8 protein-coding genes are annotated in these 18,646 nt (G+C 40.3%); all 8 read right to left on the bottom strand.

All coding sequences use genetic code 11. From position 1 onward, the window contains the following. Nucleotides 1-58 precede the first annotated feature (58 nt). The 8 genes from D0T87_RS06350 to D0T87_RS06315 all read right to left on the bottom strand — a co-directional run bounded on the left by D0T87_RS06350 (nt 59) and on the right by D0T87_RS06315 (nt 18,465). On the bottom strand, nt 59-2,473 hold the full coding sequence (locus D0T87_RS06350; RefSeq protein ID WP_163173929.1) for a glycoside hydrolase N-terminal domain-containing protein: 2,415 nt from the start codon (nt 2,471-2,473) through the stop codon (nt 59-61). Between the two features lie 84 nt (nt 2,474-2,557). Continuing rightward, complete coding sequence (locus tag D0T87_RS06345; protein WP_163173927.1) at nt 2,558-5,383, bottom strand: glycoside hydrolase family 98 domain-containing protein; 2,826 nt, start codon at nt 5,381-5,383, stop codon at nt 2,558-2,560. Nucleotides 5,384-5,416: 33 nt separating this feature from the next. After that, nucleotides 5,417-7,732 carry an endo-1,4-beta-xylanase gene (locus tag D0T87_RS06340; RefSeq protein WP_163173925.1) on the bottom strand — a complete coding sequence of 772 codons (2,316 nt, stop codon included), beginning with the start codon at nt 7,730-7,732 and terminating at the stop codon, nt 5,417-5,419. Nucleotides 7,733-7,750: 18 nt separating this feature from the next. Further along, a complete protein-coding gene (locus tag D0T87_RS06335) occupies nt 7,751-8,782 on the bottom strand; it encodes a DUF5627 domain-containing protein (RefSeq protein ID WP_163173923.1) in 1,032 nt (343 codons plus the stop codon). Nucleotides 8,783-8,817: 35 nt separating this feature from the next. Beyond that, nucleotides 8,818-10,581, bottom strand: a complete 1,764-nt coding sequence (locus D0T87_RS06330; protein ID WP_163173921.1) for a RagB/SusD family nutrient uptake outer membrane protein — start codon at nt 10,579-10,581, stop codon at nt 8,818-8,820. Between the two features lie 24 nt (nt 10,582-10,605). Next, nucleotides 10,606-13,416: a SusC/RagA family TonB-linked outer membrane protein gene (locus D0T87_RS06325; RefSeq protein WP_163173918.1), complete on the bottom strand. Its 2,811-nt coding sequence runs from the start codon at nt 13,414-13,416 to the stop codon at nt 10,606-10,608. A gap of 27 nt (nt 13,417-13,443) precedes the next feature. After that, on the bottom strand, nt 13,444-15,351 hold the full coding sequence (locus tag D0T87_RS06320; RefSeq protein WP_163173916.1) for a RagB/SusD family nutrient uptake outer membrane protein: 1,908 nt from the start codon (nt 15,349-15,351) through the stop codon (nt 13,444-13,446). A gap of 12 nt (nt 15,352-15,363) precedes the next feature. Further along, on the bottom strand, nt 15,364-18,465 hold the full coding sequence (locus D0T87_RS06315; RefSeq protein WP_163174031.1) for a TonB-dependent receptor: 3,102 nt from the start codon (nt 18,463-18,465) through the stop codon (nt 15,364-15,366). Nucleotides 18,466-18,646: the final 181 nt, after the last annotated feature.

The following is an 18,646-nucleotide window of genomic DNA, read 5'->3' as shown; positions in this document are numbered from 1 at the left end:
GATAGCTATAAAAGTTCATTACTCAAATACTGTAATTATTGTATATTTCAAGTTTTATTTAATTCATATACTTAAATATATAAGTTTTGCCTGGCAGGGTAAGTATATCATATTCATATACAGTATCCAAGGAAACTCCTTTCAAGGATGCTTTATCTGAAATTATAGGTTTAGCAATAGAAGCAGATGCCAAAAGCAGGTTTGGATTATCTCCTTTGGCTTCTCTGAGGTTTTTTCCTTTCAATGGCGTATAAGAACGAAGGCGGAGATTGCCCCCGATTTTGGATAAAATCTTCACTTCGGATACCTTTCCATCTTGCCAGCTCAGGCTGATTTCGAAACCTCCGCGTGCTATAATTCCAGATACAGAACCATTCTTCCAGATTTGCGGAAGTGCCGGTAAAAGTTGTACAGCTCCGTTGTGACTTTGAAGCAACATTTCAGCAACACCAGCAGTCAGCCCAAAGTTACCATCAATCTGGAAAGGCGGATGAGCTGTAAACATATTGGGATAGGTTCTTCCGTCAGGATAATCCTTTCCAGCCAATGTCAGCATATTATTGATAATCTTATAAGCATGGTCACCATCCAACAGTCGCGCCCATAGATTAACCTTCCAACCAATAGACCAACCCGTGGCCATATCACCTCTGTAAACTAAAGAATTGCGAGCAGCCTCAAACAGCTCAGGATTCGTGTACGGACTGATCTGATTCCCAGGGTAAAGTCCATACAGATGGGATACGTGACGATGATCACTTTTCGGGTCATCTCTATCTTCCAGCCATTCCTGAAGTTGAGAATACTTACCTATTTGCATGGGAGGCAATTTTGCAGCCATTGCAAGTAAACGTTCCCTGTAACCAGAGTCTCCGTCAAGTATCCGAGTAGCCTCAGCCGTACGGGTAAGGATGTCGAACACCAATTGATTATCCATTGTACAACCGGCTGATATAGGCCCATGTTCGGGAGATACCGAAGGAGATACCACCATCCAACCGTACTTGGGATGTTCAACCAACGAAGTCATGAAGAAATCGCTGGCTCCTTTCAATATCGGATAAGCGTTTGCTAGAAATTCTTTATTACCGGTAAATAGATAGCGTTCCCAAAGGTGCTGACTCAACCATGCCCCTCCGGTGGGCCACATTCCGGCTGCGGCAAAATCTATTGGACTGGTTACCCGCCACAAATCGGTATTGTGATGTGCTACCCAACCTTCTGCGCCATACATCGCTTTAGCCGTTTCTCGTCCGCTAACATTTAATTCCTTCAACATTTGAAATAAAGGTTCGTGTGTTTCCGACAAATTGGTTACTTCAGCCGGCCAATAGTTCATTTCGGTATTGATATTGATGGTATATTTGCTATCCCATGCCGGATGCATGCTATTACACCAAATACCTTGCAAGTTGGCCGGTTGGCCACCCGGTTGAGATGAGCAGATCAGCAAATAACGACCAAATTGAGATAGTAATGTAACTAAAGCCGGATCCTGATCTTTCTGAAAATTAAGGATTCGCTGGGTTGTGGTTAAATCGGATGTTCCGGGCAAGCCTCCCAGATTCAGTTTAAAGCGTTCGAATTGTTCCCTATATAACTGTGTATGCTTTTTTATCGCAGATGCATATCCTTTCTGGCTTGCCGTGGCAAGCAATGCGGCTGCTTTCGTTTTCTGATTGGCCCCTATTGTTTTATAATCCACGAAATTAGTAGCAATAGAAATATAAATGGTAACGGAAGTTGCCCCTGTTACGGAAATCTTACTGTCTGTTACCTCTACCTTTCCATCTTTGTTTTTCACCAATGTATGCGTTTGGTAGCAGATAGCTCCGGATATGCTTTCGTGATCGGAACCTTTACCTTCAAGTACAAGTACATTCTCTTTCTTAAAGATTTTGTGCTCCGAATGGTTCACATAACCAGTTTCAAAACTCAATGCCCCTTTCTTACCGGCAGTGATTTGCATAATGATAACATCATCGGCAAAGGACGAGAAGGTTTCGCGGGTATACACTACCCCGTCCACAGTGTAGCGAGTGGTGGTTACGGCTCGATTGAGATCAAGTTCCCTATAATAATCCTTATAATCATCATGCCCTGAGAAATTCAGGATCACACTTCCTGCTGTTTGAAAAGGCATACCATGTGTTTTGGTGAAGAACGTCCGGTTAATCAGTCTATCTGCTTCCCCATTCTTATCTTCGAATATCAGTTTTCGAACTTCGGGCAAAGCCTCCAGAGCTTTCGGATTGTCATTACGGTAAGGACTTCCACCCCAAATGGTTTCTTCATTGAGTTGTATTTCCTCTCGCTGAGGAATTCCGTAGACCATGGCTCCAAGACGGGAATTACCCAAAGGCAAAGCTTCTTCCCAAACTTTGGCGGGTTGGTCGTAACGGAGAGTCAGGTCTTGTGCATGAATAAAAAAACTTCCTACAAGCATCAGACAGCATAGACTATGTTTTTTCATATTTTATATTCATTTTTTATATCCTAATAAAACAGACATCTTTAAGATGCCTGTTTTACTCAAGATAAATATTTATAAGACGATTTAATTAGTTATCGAGATGCTTTCGACTATAATGTTATCAAAATAAAGTTCACCAACAGCACTAGCATTAGCCTTAAATTCCATCACATTTTTGCCCTTATTTAAAGATACAGAGACGGCTACTGTTTGCCATGGATCGTCGCTAGAAGCTGTTTGTGCAAATTCCGGTGTAGTAACCTTCGAACCATTAATATAAAGGTCAACAGTATTGACTGTGGCGGTTGGAGCATTATACTTAATTTTAATAGTATAAGTGCCATCTGTATTTACAGAAATCTGATCACGTACCGAAGCATCAGAACTGTTACCAAAGTTGAGATATCCTAATGCAGTATAGTTTTTCAACGAACCGGTATTTTTGATAGCATTCTTTAAAACTTCGGCTACATTCTTATATTCAAAATATTCTGCTTCATATTGCCGTGGTCCTTCGTACATATCCGGATTAAGTGGTGTACTTACCTGTGCATGCGTATAGGAAGTCTCACGACCGGTAGCTGTTCCGGAGCAGTTTACAGAAATATCTACTGCACCATTATGCTTAATAGTCAACGAAAGAACATTGTCTTTCCATTCCTCACTTACAGAGCACGAATTACCGGAAACGCGATTTGTGTAAGTGTACGATGGTTTAGAAGAACTTCCATATATTTTAATTACATCAGTAGTCTGGGCAGCGTTCTCCGTGTAATTGGTCAAGTAGAAGTCAACTTTATTGGCATGCTCCTTGATAGCGGCCACAGAATACTTACCAAATGACAGTTCCATCTTCTCGCAAGTGTTATACTTGAAAGGAATGGAGGCCGTTTTAGTATCAGCGTAGCAGTTATAAGCCACCCATGCATTCTCATGACGGCCGGCATACATGCCGTTACTGGTATACTCTTCTGGGAAAACCGTGTTAAACTTATTTTGCTTTATCTTTATATCGCCCCAACCCGTTCCTGAATTAAACTGAGAAGCCTCAATTTTATATATAAAGCTATTAGCAAGATCATCTGCCAATTCTGCCACAGTTGGGATTGCCGGATAACGCCCTGTCTTCTTGAAGTAGAGGTGATGATCGGTCTGAATACCATCTTCATCCATGAGATAGAGTCCCTTGAAAAGAGTGGCAGGAGCAGAATACCCCGGATCGTAATTAGAACCAGTTGGATTTATATCGTTTACCACCACAAACTTAGTACGGTCGATAACTTCTTTGCGACTCAGAATGCGAATAGTACCATCAATAATCTTTCGATAAATATCCACATTAATATTATCAAACTGTTTGAACGTCTCCCAGTTACGTTTGGTAAAGCCATCTCCTGCACTTGATGTCCCTACCTCTTTGAAACTTTGTTGCCAGATAAGCTCAGGACCATCGAATACTGTTTGTCCGGTGAACATAGTATGTTCTATAATAGGAATAGCGCCTGTAGCCACGGGGAAGTCTGAATCATTATTCCATCCCATCTCACCTTTAGCTTTATCGCTATACCACCCGCATTGATCAAAGCGCATGCCATAGTTTCCCGCAAATCCTGAAACAAAAAGGCCAAGAGAAGTGCTTTCCATATCGAAGAAACCATAAGTTTGCGTATATTTTTCGCAAGAAATAAAGTTTTCAGGATATTTTTTGCAAGCATCAGCAAAATTGCTACTTCTCTTTATCATAGCGACACCTGAATTAGAGGCCGCACCGCTAGGGTTAAGGAAGCTAACAGTTAAGTAACCACCATATTCATTACTCAACTGCATCAGACCTGCAAAGTGCTGCAATCGTTCATCATAGGTAGCAGAATTACTTCCGAATCCCCAACCCTGTTCGGCATAATTGAAACCTATAAAGTTGGGATAGTCACGATAGAACTCTTCAAAAAGGCTACCTTGAAATTGAGAATAACTTTGATAGTCAGGCCAATGACATATACCACCACTGGCTCCCTGTACCATAGCCCAAACGTTATTCTCTGCACAAGTACGCAACCAAGACTTAGCTGTTTCATAGCCATAAGCCACATTGTTAAAATCACCATTGTCTCCACGCGAAATAGAAAGTGATATATTGAAGACGACATACGGACGAATATCATCCGGAATAAGGTCAATAATAGCTTGGGGATCGGGAGTATTCCACGAATCAATGTGAATAAACCATGCCGGATTTTCGGGAGAGATGGGACGCCGTAAAACTCCCGTTGGTTCTATAGGATCAACCCCTCCTCCGAAAACTCTGCTTAATGTAAGAAAAGGAGTATCACCCCTGAGGGAGAACTTCACTTCTTTATCTTTTGTCAGAATCACTTCATCGAAAAGACTTTTTACTGTCCCATTTTCCACTTTCCTATTCAGACGCTGCGCATTTGTACCATATGTCACCGTCCAATAATTATCAGAGTCAATGCCAATTACCGGTGTTTCTTCACCGATAACTTCCAGCTTCTGATCCGCAATCGTAAGAAAATCGCCATCAAGCGTCCAAAAATAAGTATTGCCACTTTTCAAAGTACTGATAACAGGAGAATACACAGGTCCTTCGGTATTTCCTATCGTAGTAACAAAAGTCAGCACATTGAAGCTGTTACCATCTTCCAATTCCACCTTGTAGGTGGAATTGGAGATTTGAGTACAAACTTTTACGGCTTTGTCTGCGTCTTGAGCAGTAACGAGTTTTTGTAAAGCCCTGAGGTTAGAATTGATTTCTTCGACCGTTTTATTTACCAATTCACCTCCGTTGGGAGTCGTTTCTATATCATCATCTTTGCATCCACACAAGGCCAATATAAAAATGGCAAACAGCATGAATTTCACTATATGAAAATTTCTAAATATTTGTTTCATGGATATTTAATCTAATTTAATTAAAAACACATCTTACTCTGCATTGTCTGTTTTCAATCCATTTACAATACCTTCATATATTTCAGTACGTCCGAACCCGGATGTCCACGGGCACAGGGTACTACCACCATCTGTAATGGTCATGCTTGCGAAAGATATACCATATTGATATTCCGCATCAATCAATAGGCGGTATTGTTTCATGATAAATGCTAGAAAATCAGCGGCTCTTTCACGCTGGGCGCTTAATGATTTAGCAAAAGAAATGAAATTTCCACCCTCGTCCTCTATCATTACACTAAGACCAGACAGACGTACAGGTCTCTTCGTCGCGGCAAACTTAGTAAACAGATCAATAATTTCTTGTTCGTAGGCTGATTGAAATGTAGCATTTTCAGAATATACGGCATTCAAACGGATGTTATATCCGTCTATCACAGTTGTATTCGTAGCATCATCCGCTTTGTCTTCCCAATCCCGAACAAGACCGATTAGTTTATCCGCATTTCCACTGATATCGATACCTTGATAGAATGTGTTGCCTACAAAGAGTTTAAGTTCACTTTCTAACGATTCTCGCGCTGTCTTCACAGCTACACGCGCATACTCCTTCTCGCCTAGATATTCACCCCAGTTGAAGGTGTTTTCATTATTGGTATCATCTAACGGTTCACTTATCACATCCCATATCGTAATATTTTCACCTCCGGCTTCAACCATACCTGCAATCCACTTCTCAAGTTCTGGAGTAAGAATAGCCTTCTTTTCTTCATCTGTTTTTTCAATAATCTCATCTCCACCTTCCGATTGCCAGGTAAAGCCAAGATTATCCAAATAAAAAAACGGAGTGTGAGTACAAGGGCCGATCGCGATCTGAAATTCAGTGAGACCTTTAAGGTCATCTGAAATTGTGAACGAGCATACACCTTCACCTTGTATACCGATAGTAGCTTTACGCACCCATTTATTCTGTGTATTACCTACTATATCACCAAGTGAGAAATTTTGATACCTATATTGATCTCTGTTGGTCCATCCGGGAGGTAAAAAGTACACACGTATATCTCCGTTATTTCCACTTCCATCCCAATAGGCATCAAGGGTTATGCCATTCATATCACCCAGCGTCTTACCAGCTGGGAGTTTCACGTCAAACATAGGCAGGTGATATTCGTTCACTGACTTTTTAGGACCAACCTGAACCACTTTACCATCACCTCCTGCGGGATCGGACACAACTTCAATAGTGAGCCTGTCGTCGCCGAACTTTTGTACGGAAGGATAGGTGGTACCGATATTATCGCTCTCAAAATCAGCAAAAATAAATTCACCAACCATTGTTTCTTCATAGTTGAAACTAATGTTATCAAGATAGAAATCCGCACTGTAACTCGCAACCCCGAAAGCCATATCAAACTCATTAAGACTTGCCACACTGGCGGGCAAAGCGATTCCGTAAGGAGGAGCTGTGAGAGATTCTTTCTGTAGATTGACAGTAATTTCGCGTTGCCACTTACCCGTTATACCTCCTATTAAGCTAGCCGCATCTTCTAAATTAAATTGGTTCCGAGTTCCGTCTGCGGAATAAAAATACAATCTGAATTGACCAGTATTGGAACTGGGAGTGAAATATGCGTCAAAACTCAAGCTCTGATAATCTGCCAATGTCTTTCCATCAGGTAGTTTTACTCTTACTATCGGGAGATAATAGTCTCTTGAATACCCATCTCCATTAGGCCCCACATAGACTGTTTTATTATTACCATCAACAGGATCTTTCTCAATGCGGGTATTATACTTCTTGCTTGCGTCTTTTTGAATGGACATGAGTTCCGTACCAATCACTTCCTCTTCAAAGTCAAGAACTTTGTCCGTACCTTTTTTCATTTCGTGATGAATCACGGTTGGTTCAATCAACTTATTCAAATAAGCGGCAGGCTGGCCCTGATTAGAGCAGAGGGTTCCTCCGTATATAGTAATACCAGCATCTTTAGCAGCCCTACCAATGGAGTTTACATTATTGAAGTCACATGTCCCGTCTGTATTTTGCATATCGACAGGAAGGAATGCTCCATTGACGTCAATGCCTTCAAAGTTGTTCAACACTGTAGAATAAGCCAACTCTTTAGCTTCAAAAGCCGTAGGAGAGATGAAAGTTGCAAGTTTGAAAGGAGAGTTGTTATCTTTGGTGATATAAGACTTCAACAAATCAAAACTATTCAGGTATTCAGCTTTAGCTACATCATCCGGTTTCTCTACCAACAGATCTGATTTATAATCAAGATCTGCACAAGAAATCAATAGAGCAGATGCTGTAGCAACCAAAAATAATTTATTTATGTATTTCATACTTTCTTCGTTTTAAAATTATTTTCTTTCTACAGAAAAATACTCGGGTATTATTCCCCTGTTTCTAACCACCAATGTATCTTTAGTAGCATATTTCATGTTCAGATTCTTGAAATCCACATTATATTCCAGATAAAGTGCATCTCTGTCAAGGCCTCCGATACTATTTTTTTCACCTTTCGATACAAACTTACCCGAACCGGATATTTCATAAGAATCTGTACTTCCGCTAACACTACAAATACCATCATCGGTAAAGTTCAGAAGTACATCATAGTTAACCGTATAGCCTTCACTATCTTTTATGTTTAGAGCCAATGTACCTTTCGTTAAAGAATTAGTAGTGATATTTACCTCTTCATCATTCTCTACATATTGTTTATGGCGAACATTCGTAGTCGTTGTACTATTAGTTGTAATCTGATCAACCCCTCTTCTTACATAAATTGCATGCCAAGGATTCACATATTTCACTGCGCAAAGAACAAAATCCTTAGGTAGCACAGTCCAATCACTACCGATACAACGGTCGGGATTAGTTAGCTGCGGGTTACCCTGTAGAATCGAATCAGCACCTTGTACATCGGTCATTACTAATGGAATTACATAATTTGTAGTAAGCGATTTAGGGTCTTCAAAAAATGCATCCGTTAATTCCACCTCTACTCCCCCAGAAAGGGCGCCCGAAGGAATGACGATCTGGTTACCAGCCAACTTATAATATGAAGCAGGCATAGGAACAACTGGATTGTCATTATCCACAAAATAGAGATTATTACAGAGAGACTCATCCACTTTGAAATTGATTGTTCTTTTTTTATCATTATTACGAGTTCCTCCTACTGTCGCTTTGATCAACATTTTATGCTCATTATCAATAGAATTATCTACATATAAGTCTTCTCCAAGTTCTATTGTACGTGCATAATACTGATTGGCGAAATAAACCGTCTGGTAATCGAAGTCAGGAAAGTCCACATCCTGATTACTACATGATGTTATCAAAGTAGCAATAAACACCAGCCATATATATCTTTTATTTTTCTTCATATCCTTCGAATTAAAATTCTGTTTACAATAACGATTTACCATCCTTTATTCTGAATCAAATTATCATACTTTAATGTTTCTGAATAAGGCACGGGGCCATATTGCATATAATCTTTGTAAACACGTTCTTCCACATTCAAGAAAGTGTATACATTGTTATTTACATCCACCCCACGAGCGGTTTCCGTCAAGTTCATTCCCCAGCGACGCATATCCCAAAACCGGAAACTTTCAAAGCAAAGTTCCAAGCGGCGTTCGTTGCGAATCAACTCACGCATTTTATTTTTGTCAGCTTTACATTCTTCCAGAAAAGGATCGCCATTGTCTTTACCCACTCCGGCTCTTTCGCGAATAGCCTTGATGATGTCATAAGCAGAATAACTACGACTTCCTTTCCCTGTGGGTCCCCAAGCCTCATTTGCCGCTTCAGCATAATTCAGGAATATCTCTGTATATCTGATACGAGGATCATAATGCGTTTTCCCAGTAATAGAAGCCGGATTACGATTTACATCCATACGCAAACGTTTCTTCATATAATAACCTGTACGGGTAGAAGTTTCCAGAGCATTTACACCATCATTCCCCGATGCACCACCTGTATAAATCACAGAGTTTGAAGCCCCTGCTGTACTTCCATTATAGATAATGTAAGCAGCCAAACGCGGGTCTCTTCCTTCATAAGGATTTGAAGCATTGTATCCGCTTTTTGTCGGGTCGGAATAGTTAACAGGATAACCATTGGCCATTGGAAATGCGTCTACCAGATTCTGGGTAGGGTTCATATATCCCTTACCAAATAATGTGGGTGGAAAGTTTTGCTCTTCCTGACTGGAGTTATTAGTCGACAGATTTGCTCTCCAAATCATTTCTGGCGGATTGGAGCCTTCGCTCAAACCGTCAATTTCAGAGGTGTTTGTATAATATGTATGTCCATTAGCAGCAGGCTTTCCATTGGCATATTCAACCACTTGTGCCGCATAGTTAGCCGCATTTTCCCATGCAGAGTTACTACCATCCAGAAAAGCGGGACTAGCTGCCAGAAGAGATACTCTGGAGCGAATTGCTTGCACGATCAATCCACTACATAGCTGACGGGCATTCACACCCATCGCCCGGTTATAAAGCGCTGTTTCTGTTGTGATAGACCTATACTTTTCGGGTATATCATTGGAAGAAGTCAAGTCTTTATACTCCATAGGTAATAGTTCATCCGCCTTATCCAAATCCTCATAAACAAATTGCAGGCAGTCAGCGAATGTAGCGCGTGGCAAATTGAAATCAACAGTACTTTCCAAAAATTCTTTGATGATAGGTACACCCATCAACTGTCCGTCTATTGTATATCCTGCATGGTTGCGCAACAGATAGTACATGTGATATGCACGCATACCATACGCTTCGCCCTTCATACGCATACGCATCAGCTGGTTCACTTCTTCACTATTCACAAATGAAACTCCGTCAATATAATCAAGGAAGTAATTAATATAAAGAATCGCGTCAAAGCTATCACCCCAACGATTGAAGGGATTGCTATTTGCAGTCCAGGTACCTGTAGCTGCCTGCAAGTAACTATTGCTTTTCTGATTAGTCACCGCATCATCTGTAGCATAATCACTATTATCATAATAACCAGGCATCTTTGAATAAGCCCTCATAAGGAAACTTTGTGCAAAAGTTGGCTCAGTGTACATGTGAGATGGATCTTTGAAATTCTCATTAGCAGGAGAAAACAAGTCATCACAGCTTAAAAAGATCAAAGCAATCGTCAAAATAAATAATATATTCTTTTTCATATTCTATTATTCAACTATGTTAATTTAGAATGACACTTTAGCACCGACATTAAAGAAACGGCATTGAGGCGAACTTCCAACATTCATCTCCATATGTTCGCGTTCTTTAGATATGGTTAACAGGTCATCAGCATTGCAATACACACTCAGGGCATTTACAAAAGAATTATTGAACATAAACTTCGGAAAGTCATATGTAATTTGTATCCTCTTCAGGTCAAAACGATCGGTTTTATACATCCAGAAAGTAGAGTTCCTGAAATTATTGCTATTATCAGTTGTGGTTAACCGGGGGTAAGTAGCCGTTTCTTTAGTAGCTTCCGTCCATGCACCCTTAACTATATCTGAATATTTGCTGCTCCCTCTTACCCAGTAATAAGACGAGTCTTTGAAACCAATAGCTCCCGACTGACCTGTCCCTAATGCGAAGAATGTGAAATTCTTCCACTTAAGAGTAAGGTTGATTCCATAACTAAACGGAGCAACACTCCATCCATTATGTCCCAGATCGACCTGATCTTTCGTATCAATAATACCATCATTATTCACGTCTTTATACTTCAGGTCTCCCGGTTGCACAGTACCGAATGTTTGCGATGCATGATTGTTAATATCATCCTGATCTTGAAAGAATCCTTCACAGATATACCCCCAATAAGAATCTAAAGCTCTTCCTGCACGATTTTGATAGGTTTCCTGGTAAGCTTCATCTCTGCGAACAGCTTCGGTTGAGATATACATTCCTGAGAATCCAAGTGTAGCATCCACCTCGCCCATTTTCTTTTTCAGGTTCAATGAGAAATCTACCCCTGTACGTTTATCTTTATTGTAGTTGATATAGGGCAAAAGGCTACTATAAAACGATGGATATGTGGTTGAAGCACCTTGCGTAAGTAATCCATTCGTATTTTGTATAAAGTAATTTGCATCCAGTGACACCAATCCATCCAGCAAAGAAGTATTCAATCCTATGCGAAAATCTTCTCTCTCCACAAATGACAGTTCAGCATTGCCACTACGCTCAATACCGGAAAACCACCCGCCTTGACCACCATCTTTCCATTGAAAATAGGAACTCTGAGTATTATATTTTGTTTTATATAAGTAATAGTCAGAGATGTCAAGATCCTGATGCAATTTACCATACGAAGCAGTCAGTTTTAAATCGTCTACGAATGAAACATTATCTTTAAAGAAATCTTCATTGCTCAGCCGCCAACCTACCGTAAATGTAGGAGAGAATGCTGTGCGATTCTTTGAAGGTAATTTAGCAGAATGAACTAATGCACCTGTAAAGTCTACATAATATTTTTGCTGATAGTTATAACCAGCTTGAAGCCCCATGTTCACATTGCTTATACGGTGGTAATCACTTCCTGCTTCGTCAGTATCGTCACTTCTGGAATACTGTTGCTGGTATCCCCACCCCATTAATGTTCCGCTTACATTGTGGTTGTGGGCAAACGTACGCTTGTAGTCGAACTGTGCTCTAAAAGACATGGTTTGCGTATAATTAGTGGTACCGATAGATTCATTGGTGGAAGGTTTATCCACATTATACTTGGTTAGACCGCTAATCATGTCCTTACCATTGACTGTAGTCCACGTGGGTTCGTAAACTGCATAAGCTTCGCTCCACACTTCCGAATAATAATCCGCATAGTCCACGCTAAAAGCTGTTTTAAAAGATAACCCTTTAAGTATACTTCCCAAGTCGGCACCTACACATACATTAAACTGAAATGTACGGTTTCGCGCTTTAGTATACCCCCCGGCTAACATATCTGCAAAGGCATTGGTTTGGTTGGTAGACAGTCCTCCTAAAAGATATTTTCCATCTATCAGGTGACGACTATTACCAACCATTGCCTGAAGTGAGCTATTATTAGTATCTATCATATCGACCGGTATCAATGGCGAAAACCAGTTTGGACGAAGTGTAGCCGCCTGTCCCCAAAAATCCCCATCCCCGTAATAGCCATTGGCTATAACGATTGCTGCATCGGCCGAAGCTGTCAACCAGTTGGTAAGATTCATATCAATATTCGATCGCAAACGAAAAGTGAGTGTATTATCTTCCTTCTTTTCGCCATACTTTACCAAATCATTTTCGTAAGTCATACCGAAGTTCGAGTAATAACGGGCATGTTTATTTCCTCCAGACAGTTCACCTATCACGTCGGTTTTGTTATATGCCTTCTTTAAATAGTCTGAGCTATAAAAGTCCACATCCGGGTATCGATAGGGATTCGTACCGGTTATCGTGTTATAAATAGTTGACTGACTATACCTTTCGGTTATTCCGTCATTACGACAAGCTTCATTATAGTAAGTCATGTATTCAGCAGCATTCAAATAAGTTGGGTAAGTCTTTGGTACATAAAAACCCGTATTGGCACGTACGTTAATAGACAGCGGTTGCTCTATCCCTCTTTTTGTAGTGATAAGAACCACTCCTTTGGCCCCTTTGCTGCCATAAAGAGCCACTGAACTCGCGTCTTTCAGGATTGTAACTGACTCTACCTGAGTAGAGTGTAAAGTCCACTGGCTACGAGGAATACCATCGACCAGAATCAAAGCTCCCTGCCCCCAGATAGTTCCAGTATATCCTCCTACCATGCTTTGAATGGCATCAAGAGAATAAGTAGAATAGCTTTTCTCCATTAAATCGGCTATATTGACTGTAGAAACAGCTCCAATGACATCCTCCTTGTCAACCTGTCCGAAAGCAACATTAACAAGGCTGTCTTTTCTGTCCTGTGCCTTTATATCACTCACATTCAGCATAGATATGACCAAAAGTAAAGAGCTTATATGTATTATCTTTTTCTTCATTTTGATATCAATTAAATTATTCCACTATTACCAACCTGGATTTTGCACAAACTCCGGATACATAGTTACATCGTCCCTCAGGAAAGGAAACCAATAGTGTTTCTCTTCATATTTCCTTTCGAGCAATATCTCTTCCCTCAGATTCAATACACGAGCATTCAACGGATCAGCGTATAGTTCATCGTCATTCGTGCCACGATCAAAATAAACAGCCTTTTTCAGTGTATAAGGTCTTTCTAAAAGTAGCATCCAACGACGTAAATCAATAAAACGATGTCCCTCAAATGCCAGTTCAACTGCGCGTTCCCGACGAAGCTCGCTCATAAAGTTTTCAGTACTGCCTGTAAACTTATTATTAATCAAGCCTACGCCTGCTCTTTCCCTGATCTTATTAACCGCATCTATTGGTGTTAGATGATATCCTGTAGCTTTACTGTTTACCCCACCATAACCATAAATCGTTGCTTCTGCATACATCAAATATACGTCAGCCAGGCGCATAAGACTTAATACCATTACACAATTGTCTCTATAGCCTTCCCACGAATTATTATATTTTGAGATATATTTTGACAGCATATATCCGGTAAACACGGATTTAGCTCTATTCAATGGGTCATCTCTGAAACGTCCGCCCTCATAAAGGCTGGCATATTGACGTTCAAGATCGCCACCGACTCTTGAAGCATCCAACACACATTTTTCTCCATCTACCATGATGTCATGATAGAAACGAGGATCTCTGCCTACCCAGGGATATTCCGGATTATAACCCGATTCTGCATCCGGCTTGGTTATGTCGGGAATAGGAAGCCCATTTGCCATCCCATAGAGATCTACATAGTTGGCAGTGGGATAACATTTGATACCTTCGTTTATTAAACTAGGTGGACGATAATCATTTACCTGATTGTAGCGGAAGCGACCGTTCGATTTTATTAAATTCTCATAGAAGATAGCTTCTTTTAATCCCGGGATTTTACCACTTTGGTTATAAGTGTAGAACAATTGAGTATATTCCGAAAAATCAGCTAACTCATAACGTTTATTATCTTCACATATCTTTAAGGCTTGCACAAAAGCATCAGCTGCTCTCTTACAAAATTCGGCATTGTACGAAGCATTTCCCCCTGATACATTATTCATGAGCGGACTACCAGCCCAAAGAAGGTTCTTGCCTAAATAGGCATACGCCATCACTTTATTAATACGAATATTATTATTCCCCAATGTCGCTTTTCCGGCAGTTGTATCATCCCAGTCAACCGGGAGCAATGTTGCTGCTCTTTCAAAGTCAGCAGCGGCTTTGTCTGCAGTTTCTTGATAAGATAACCGTGGAAGCTTAAATATTGTGTTAGAAGCCAATTCTTCATCAATATAAGGAAGTCCTCCCCAGTATTGCATCAACATAAAATGAAACCAACCTCTAAAAAAATACAATTGCCCTTCTATTAAATTACGTTCTTCGGTCGAGGCATCAGTTAATTTATCTAGATTGGCAAGACCTACATTGGCTTTGCGAATCGCCATCCATGATAATCCCCACAAATTTCCTTTTCCATTTTTAGCCGGATCATTATCATTATTCTCAAAACTGTTTGGATTTCCTCCAGTTTTAAACCATGAATACGCAGCAGTCTCCCATGCCCAATAATTACCTTGGTCAAACTGATTGGCAGCTAAACGTTGTTCGGTAGGTTCCCAATATTCATCTTCACCATAATTCCAGTTATTGTGATAATCTTCGGCTGTTATCAATGGAATGTGGTTGTATAAATGCTCTACAAATCCTTGAAAATTAGTAAAATTCTTATAGGCATCATCCGGATCTATATCGCTCTGTGGCGCCTTATCCAGGTAATCAGTACAAGCACCCAATACCAGAAGACTCAGCATAAACGCTATAGATGCTATCTTATTAAAATATTTTTTCATCTTCTTTTGTTATTAAAAGGTTATATCAACACCCAAATTGAAACGTCTCATGGTTGGATATGCACCAAAACTTCCGCTTCCGCTAAAGTTCGATTCGCGGTCATCGGGCATATCGGTCCACAAGTAGAGGTTGTCTCCATTCAAATAGAGCCTCAGCGAGGACATACCGAATTTCTTTACTGACTTTCCGCCAAATGTGTAAGAAATCTCAGCATTCTTTAAACGCAGGTAAGAAGCATCGTATATATATCGGGTACCATTGGCTCCGGATGGAGCGGAGGTTCCGTAGCGAGGCATTGGAATTTCCCCCGAACCATCTTTACTCCAGTACTGACTTTCCACATAAGCCACATTTGACGAGGAATGAAAAGTTGGAAAATCAATGGTACGGGATACATTGTTCACACCATAAAACTGAACAGTGACACTAAAACCTTTCCATTCGGCACCCAAAGTCGTACTATAAGTATTTTGTGGTGTTCCGGTATATTCGTAAGGAGCTTGATCGTCATCATCAATTATACCATCACCGTTATAATCAACAATTACATAATCGCCCGGGAGTTTTGATGCATTGTTAGCTTCCGAAACCGTAGTTCCATACAGATCATCCCATGAATTAATGAATCCGTTATCAATAAACGAATGATTCTGGTTTATGGCATACCCTGCTTTTTTACGGTATGCAGCTTTCAACTCAGGATCATCGGCAAATACAACCTCATTGGTAGCATGTGTCATATTGGCATTTCCCCATAAACGGAGACCATTATTAAAAACATGGTTAAGTCTTAGCGATATTTCATATCCTTTACTTTTCACTTTACCCAGGTTGGCAATCGGAGCCGATGCACCAAAGTAAGAAGGAATAGCGCGATCTGATCCATTAACAAGGATATCAGAACGAGTGTCATTGAAAATATCTACCGAACCGGAGACAAGGCCTCCAAGAAATGAATAATCAACACCGAAGTTCTTCTTTTCTACGGTTTCCCAAGAAACATCCGCATTACCTAAAGAGCTGATACGATAAACGGTATAAGGCGTAGCAGCTGTTACGGTTCCCATTACGACATTACCTCCATAAGCCCACTGGTTTTGGTAGAGCCAACGTCCACCTACATTATCATCTCCAACTTTACCATAAGAGGCGCGCAGTTTCAGCATATCAATAAATTTGAGCGATTTCATAAATTTTTCTTCGCTAAGCATCCACCCAGCTGAAAAAGAGGGAAAGAAAGCAAACCGGTTATTCGGACCAAATTTTTCAGAACCGTTATAAGCACCGTTAACGTCAGCAAGATATTTCATAGCATAATTGTAGGTAGCACGAAACGCCCAGTCTTCGCGATAGTGATAGAATTCGTTACCTTTTGCCCATTCCTCACGGCTGAAAAGTCCCATTAAACCCACATCATGTTTACCAAACTGGCGAGCATAGTTTACCTGTCCTGAATAGTAGAGTTTACGATAATTTTGCCCTTTATCTATTGTACCAGCTTTAGTGCCCCAAATTATTTGTTCTTTAAAATCTTCACCTTGTTCATAAAGAATATCTCCGCTATCTGGATTTACCCACATACGGTGTGGAGAATGGTACTCGTCGTTAATACCACGTTCATGCTCGAGGAAAGTATGGTCCAGCGAGAAATTAGCTTTCACACTCAACCCTTTGATGATCATGCTTAAATCCTGCGTCAGGATAAAGTCGGTATTAATCTGGGTTGTTGTTTGTTTTTCTATACCCGATACGGCTATACTTGAAACAGAGTTAGGAACATCAGTCTTCCGTGGGTCATAATAGCCAAACAAACCGTTTGAGTAAACAGGACGCATAGCATCGGGGGCCGTACGGTAAGCGGAAGCCCAATAAGTCTGGTCGCCTGTACTTGCACCCCAAGGTAATGTACGTACGCCATTGGAACCAAACAGGTTGGTCGAGAATTTGGTGGTTTTTGTCAGGTTGAAGTCCAGATTACTACGAAAGTTCAACCGATTGTAACCATAACCCGATTCATAACCTCTGTTATTCTGGAAAGTCTTAAATAGGTCACCTTCGTGTACAAAGTCTACAGAAACAAAATAGGAAACGAATTTAGTACCACCTGACACATTGGTATTAAAATTGTAAGACATAGCGTGACTTTTGAAAAGTTCGTCTACCCAGTCTACATTGGGATAACGGTCCCACTCTTCATCATTAGCCGGGTTACGATATTTATCAATAATATCCATAGGTTTATAATACCCCCATCCGCTGGGGTAAATTCCCATTTCGCGTTCCAATACGCTATTCTTTAATATAAAAGTATCATAAGCATCCAATTTTTCTGGTAGTTTTGATGCTACTTTCACCGTAGCATTGGCTTTTACTTGAACTTGTGCTTTTCCTTCCTGTCCACGTTTAGTGGTGATCAGTATTACTCCATTGGCACCTTTTACACCATATACAGCAGTGGCCGAAGCATCCTTAAGTACTGAAATTGTTTCTACGGAAGAAATATCTACGGTATTCATCGGACGTTCAATACCATCTACCAACACCAACGGATCGCTGTTGTTCCACGAGCTCTGCGCGCGTATCACAATCTTCGGATCTTCATCTCCAGGCATACCGGTAGAAGCAGTGGTTATTACTCCCGGCAGATTTCCTGTTAGCGCCTGTCCAAGACTGGAAACACCACCAGCGCGTTCCAGAGTTTTGGCGTTGGTTTGTGTTATAGCACCAACAATACTCGCTTTTTTCTGTTGTCCATACCCCACAACCACAACTTCTTCCAGTTGTAAATTATCGGATTCCAACATCACCTTCATTATCTTACTGGTTTCTGCCTTTACCTCTTTAGAGGTCATACCAATAAATGAAATAATAAGAACCGCATTTGAATTAGGGACTGTGATTTGAAAATTACCATCTATATCTGTGATTGTACCTATTGAATTATTGCCTTTTAATGTAATATTAGCCCCAATTATCGATTCATTATTATCATCTACGACTGTTCCTTTTATTAATATCCCACTCTGCGCCGTTATAACCAAGCTGTAAAACAACATACACAAAAGCAGGAAAGAAATCTTTTTAGTTTGATTTACTGCATTTTTCATTTCTATCAATTAAAGATTAGTATTATTCGTTCTCTAACGTTTTTTCTTTCACATGGAAAGTGATTCGGGTTAACTGTCATTGATCGTTTTCATTCGTATTAAATTTAAGAGTTACTATTTTGATTCTTTTTCTCAATAAACAAAAGTAGAATTCCTAGCCATACGGTTTTGCTACTTTTGAATACGA

Origin of the sequence: Bacteroides sp. 51 (assembly GCF_010500965.1) — a bacterium.
Classification (GTDB): domain Bacteria; phylum Bacteroidota; class Bacteroidia; order Bacteroidales; family Bacteroidaceae; genus Bacteroides.
This window is presented reverse-complemented; position numbering and strand designations above follow the sequence as displayed.

Coding starts and splice junctions, on each gene's coding strand:
- D0T87_RS06350 (WP_163173929.1), bottom strand. CDS start 2,473: ATGAAAAAACATAGTCTATGCTGTCTGATGCTTGTAGGAAGTTTTTTT.
- D0T87_RS06345 (WP_163173927.1), bottom strand. CDS start 5,383: ATGAAACAAATATTTAGAAATTTTCATATAGTGAAATTCATGCTGTTT.
- D0T87_RS06340 (WP_163173925.1), bottom strand. CDS start 7,732: ATGAAATACATAAATAAATTATTTTTGGTTGCTACAGCATCTGCTCTA.
- D0T87_RS06335 (WP_163173923.1), bottom strand. CDS start 8,782: ATGAAGAAAAATAAAAGATATATATGGCTGGTGTTTATTGCTACTTTG.
- D0T87_RS06330 (WP_163173921.1), bottom strand. CDS start 10,581: ATGAAAAAGAATATATTATTTATTTTGACGATTGCTTTGATCTTTTTA.
- D0T87_RS06325 (WP_163173918.1), bottom strand. CDS start 13,416: ATGAAGAAAAAGATAATACATATAAGCTCTTTACTTTTGGTCATATCT.
- D0T87_RS06320 (WP_163173916.1), bottom strand. CDS start 15,351: ATGAAAAAATATTTTAATAAGATAGCATCTATAGCGTTTATGCTGAGT.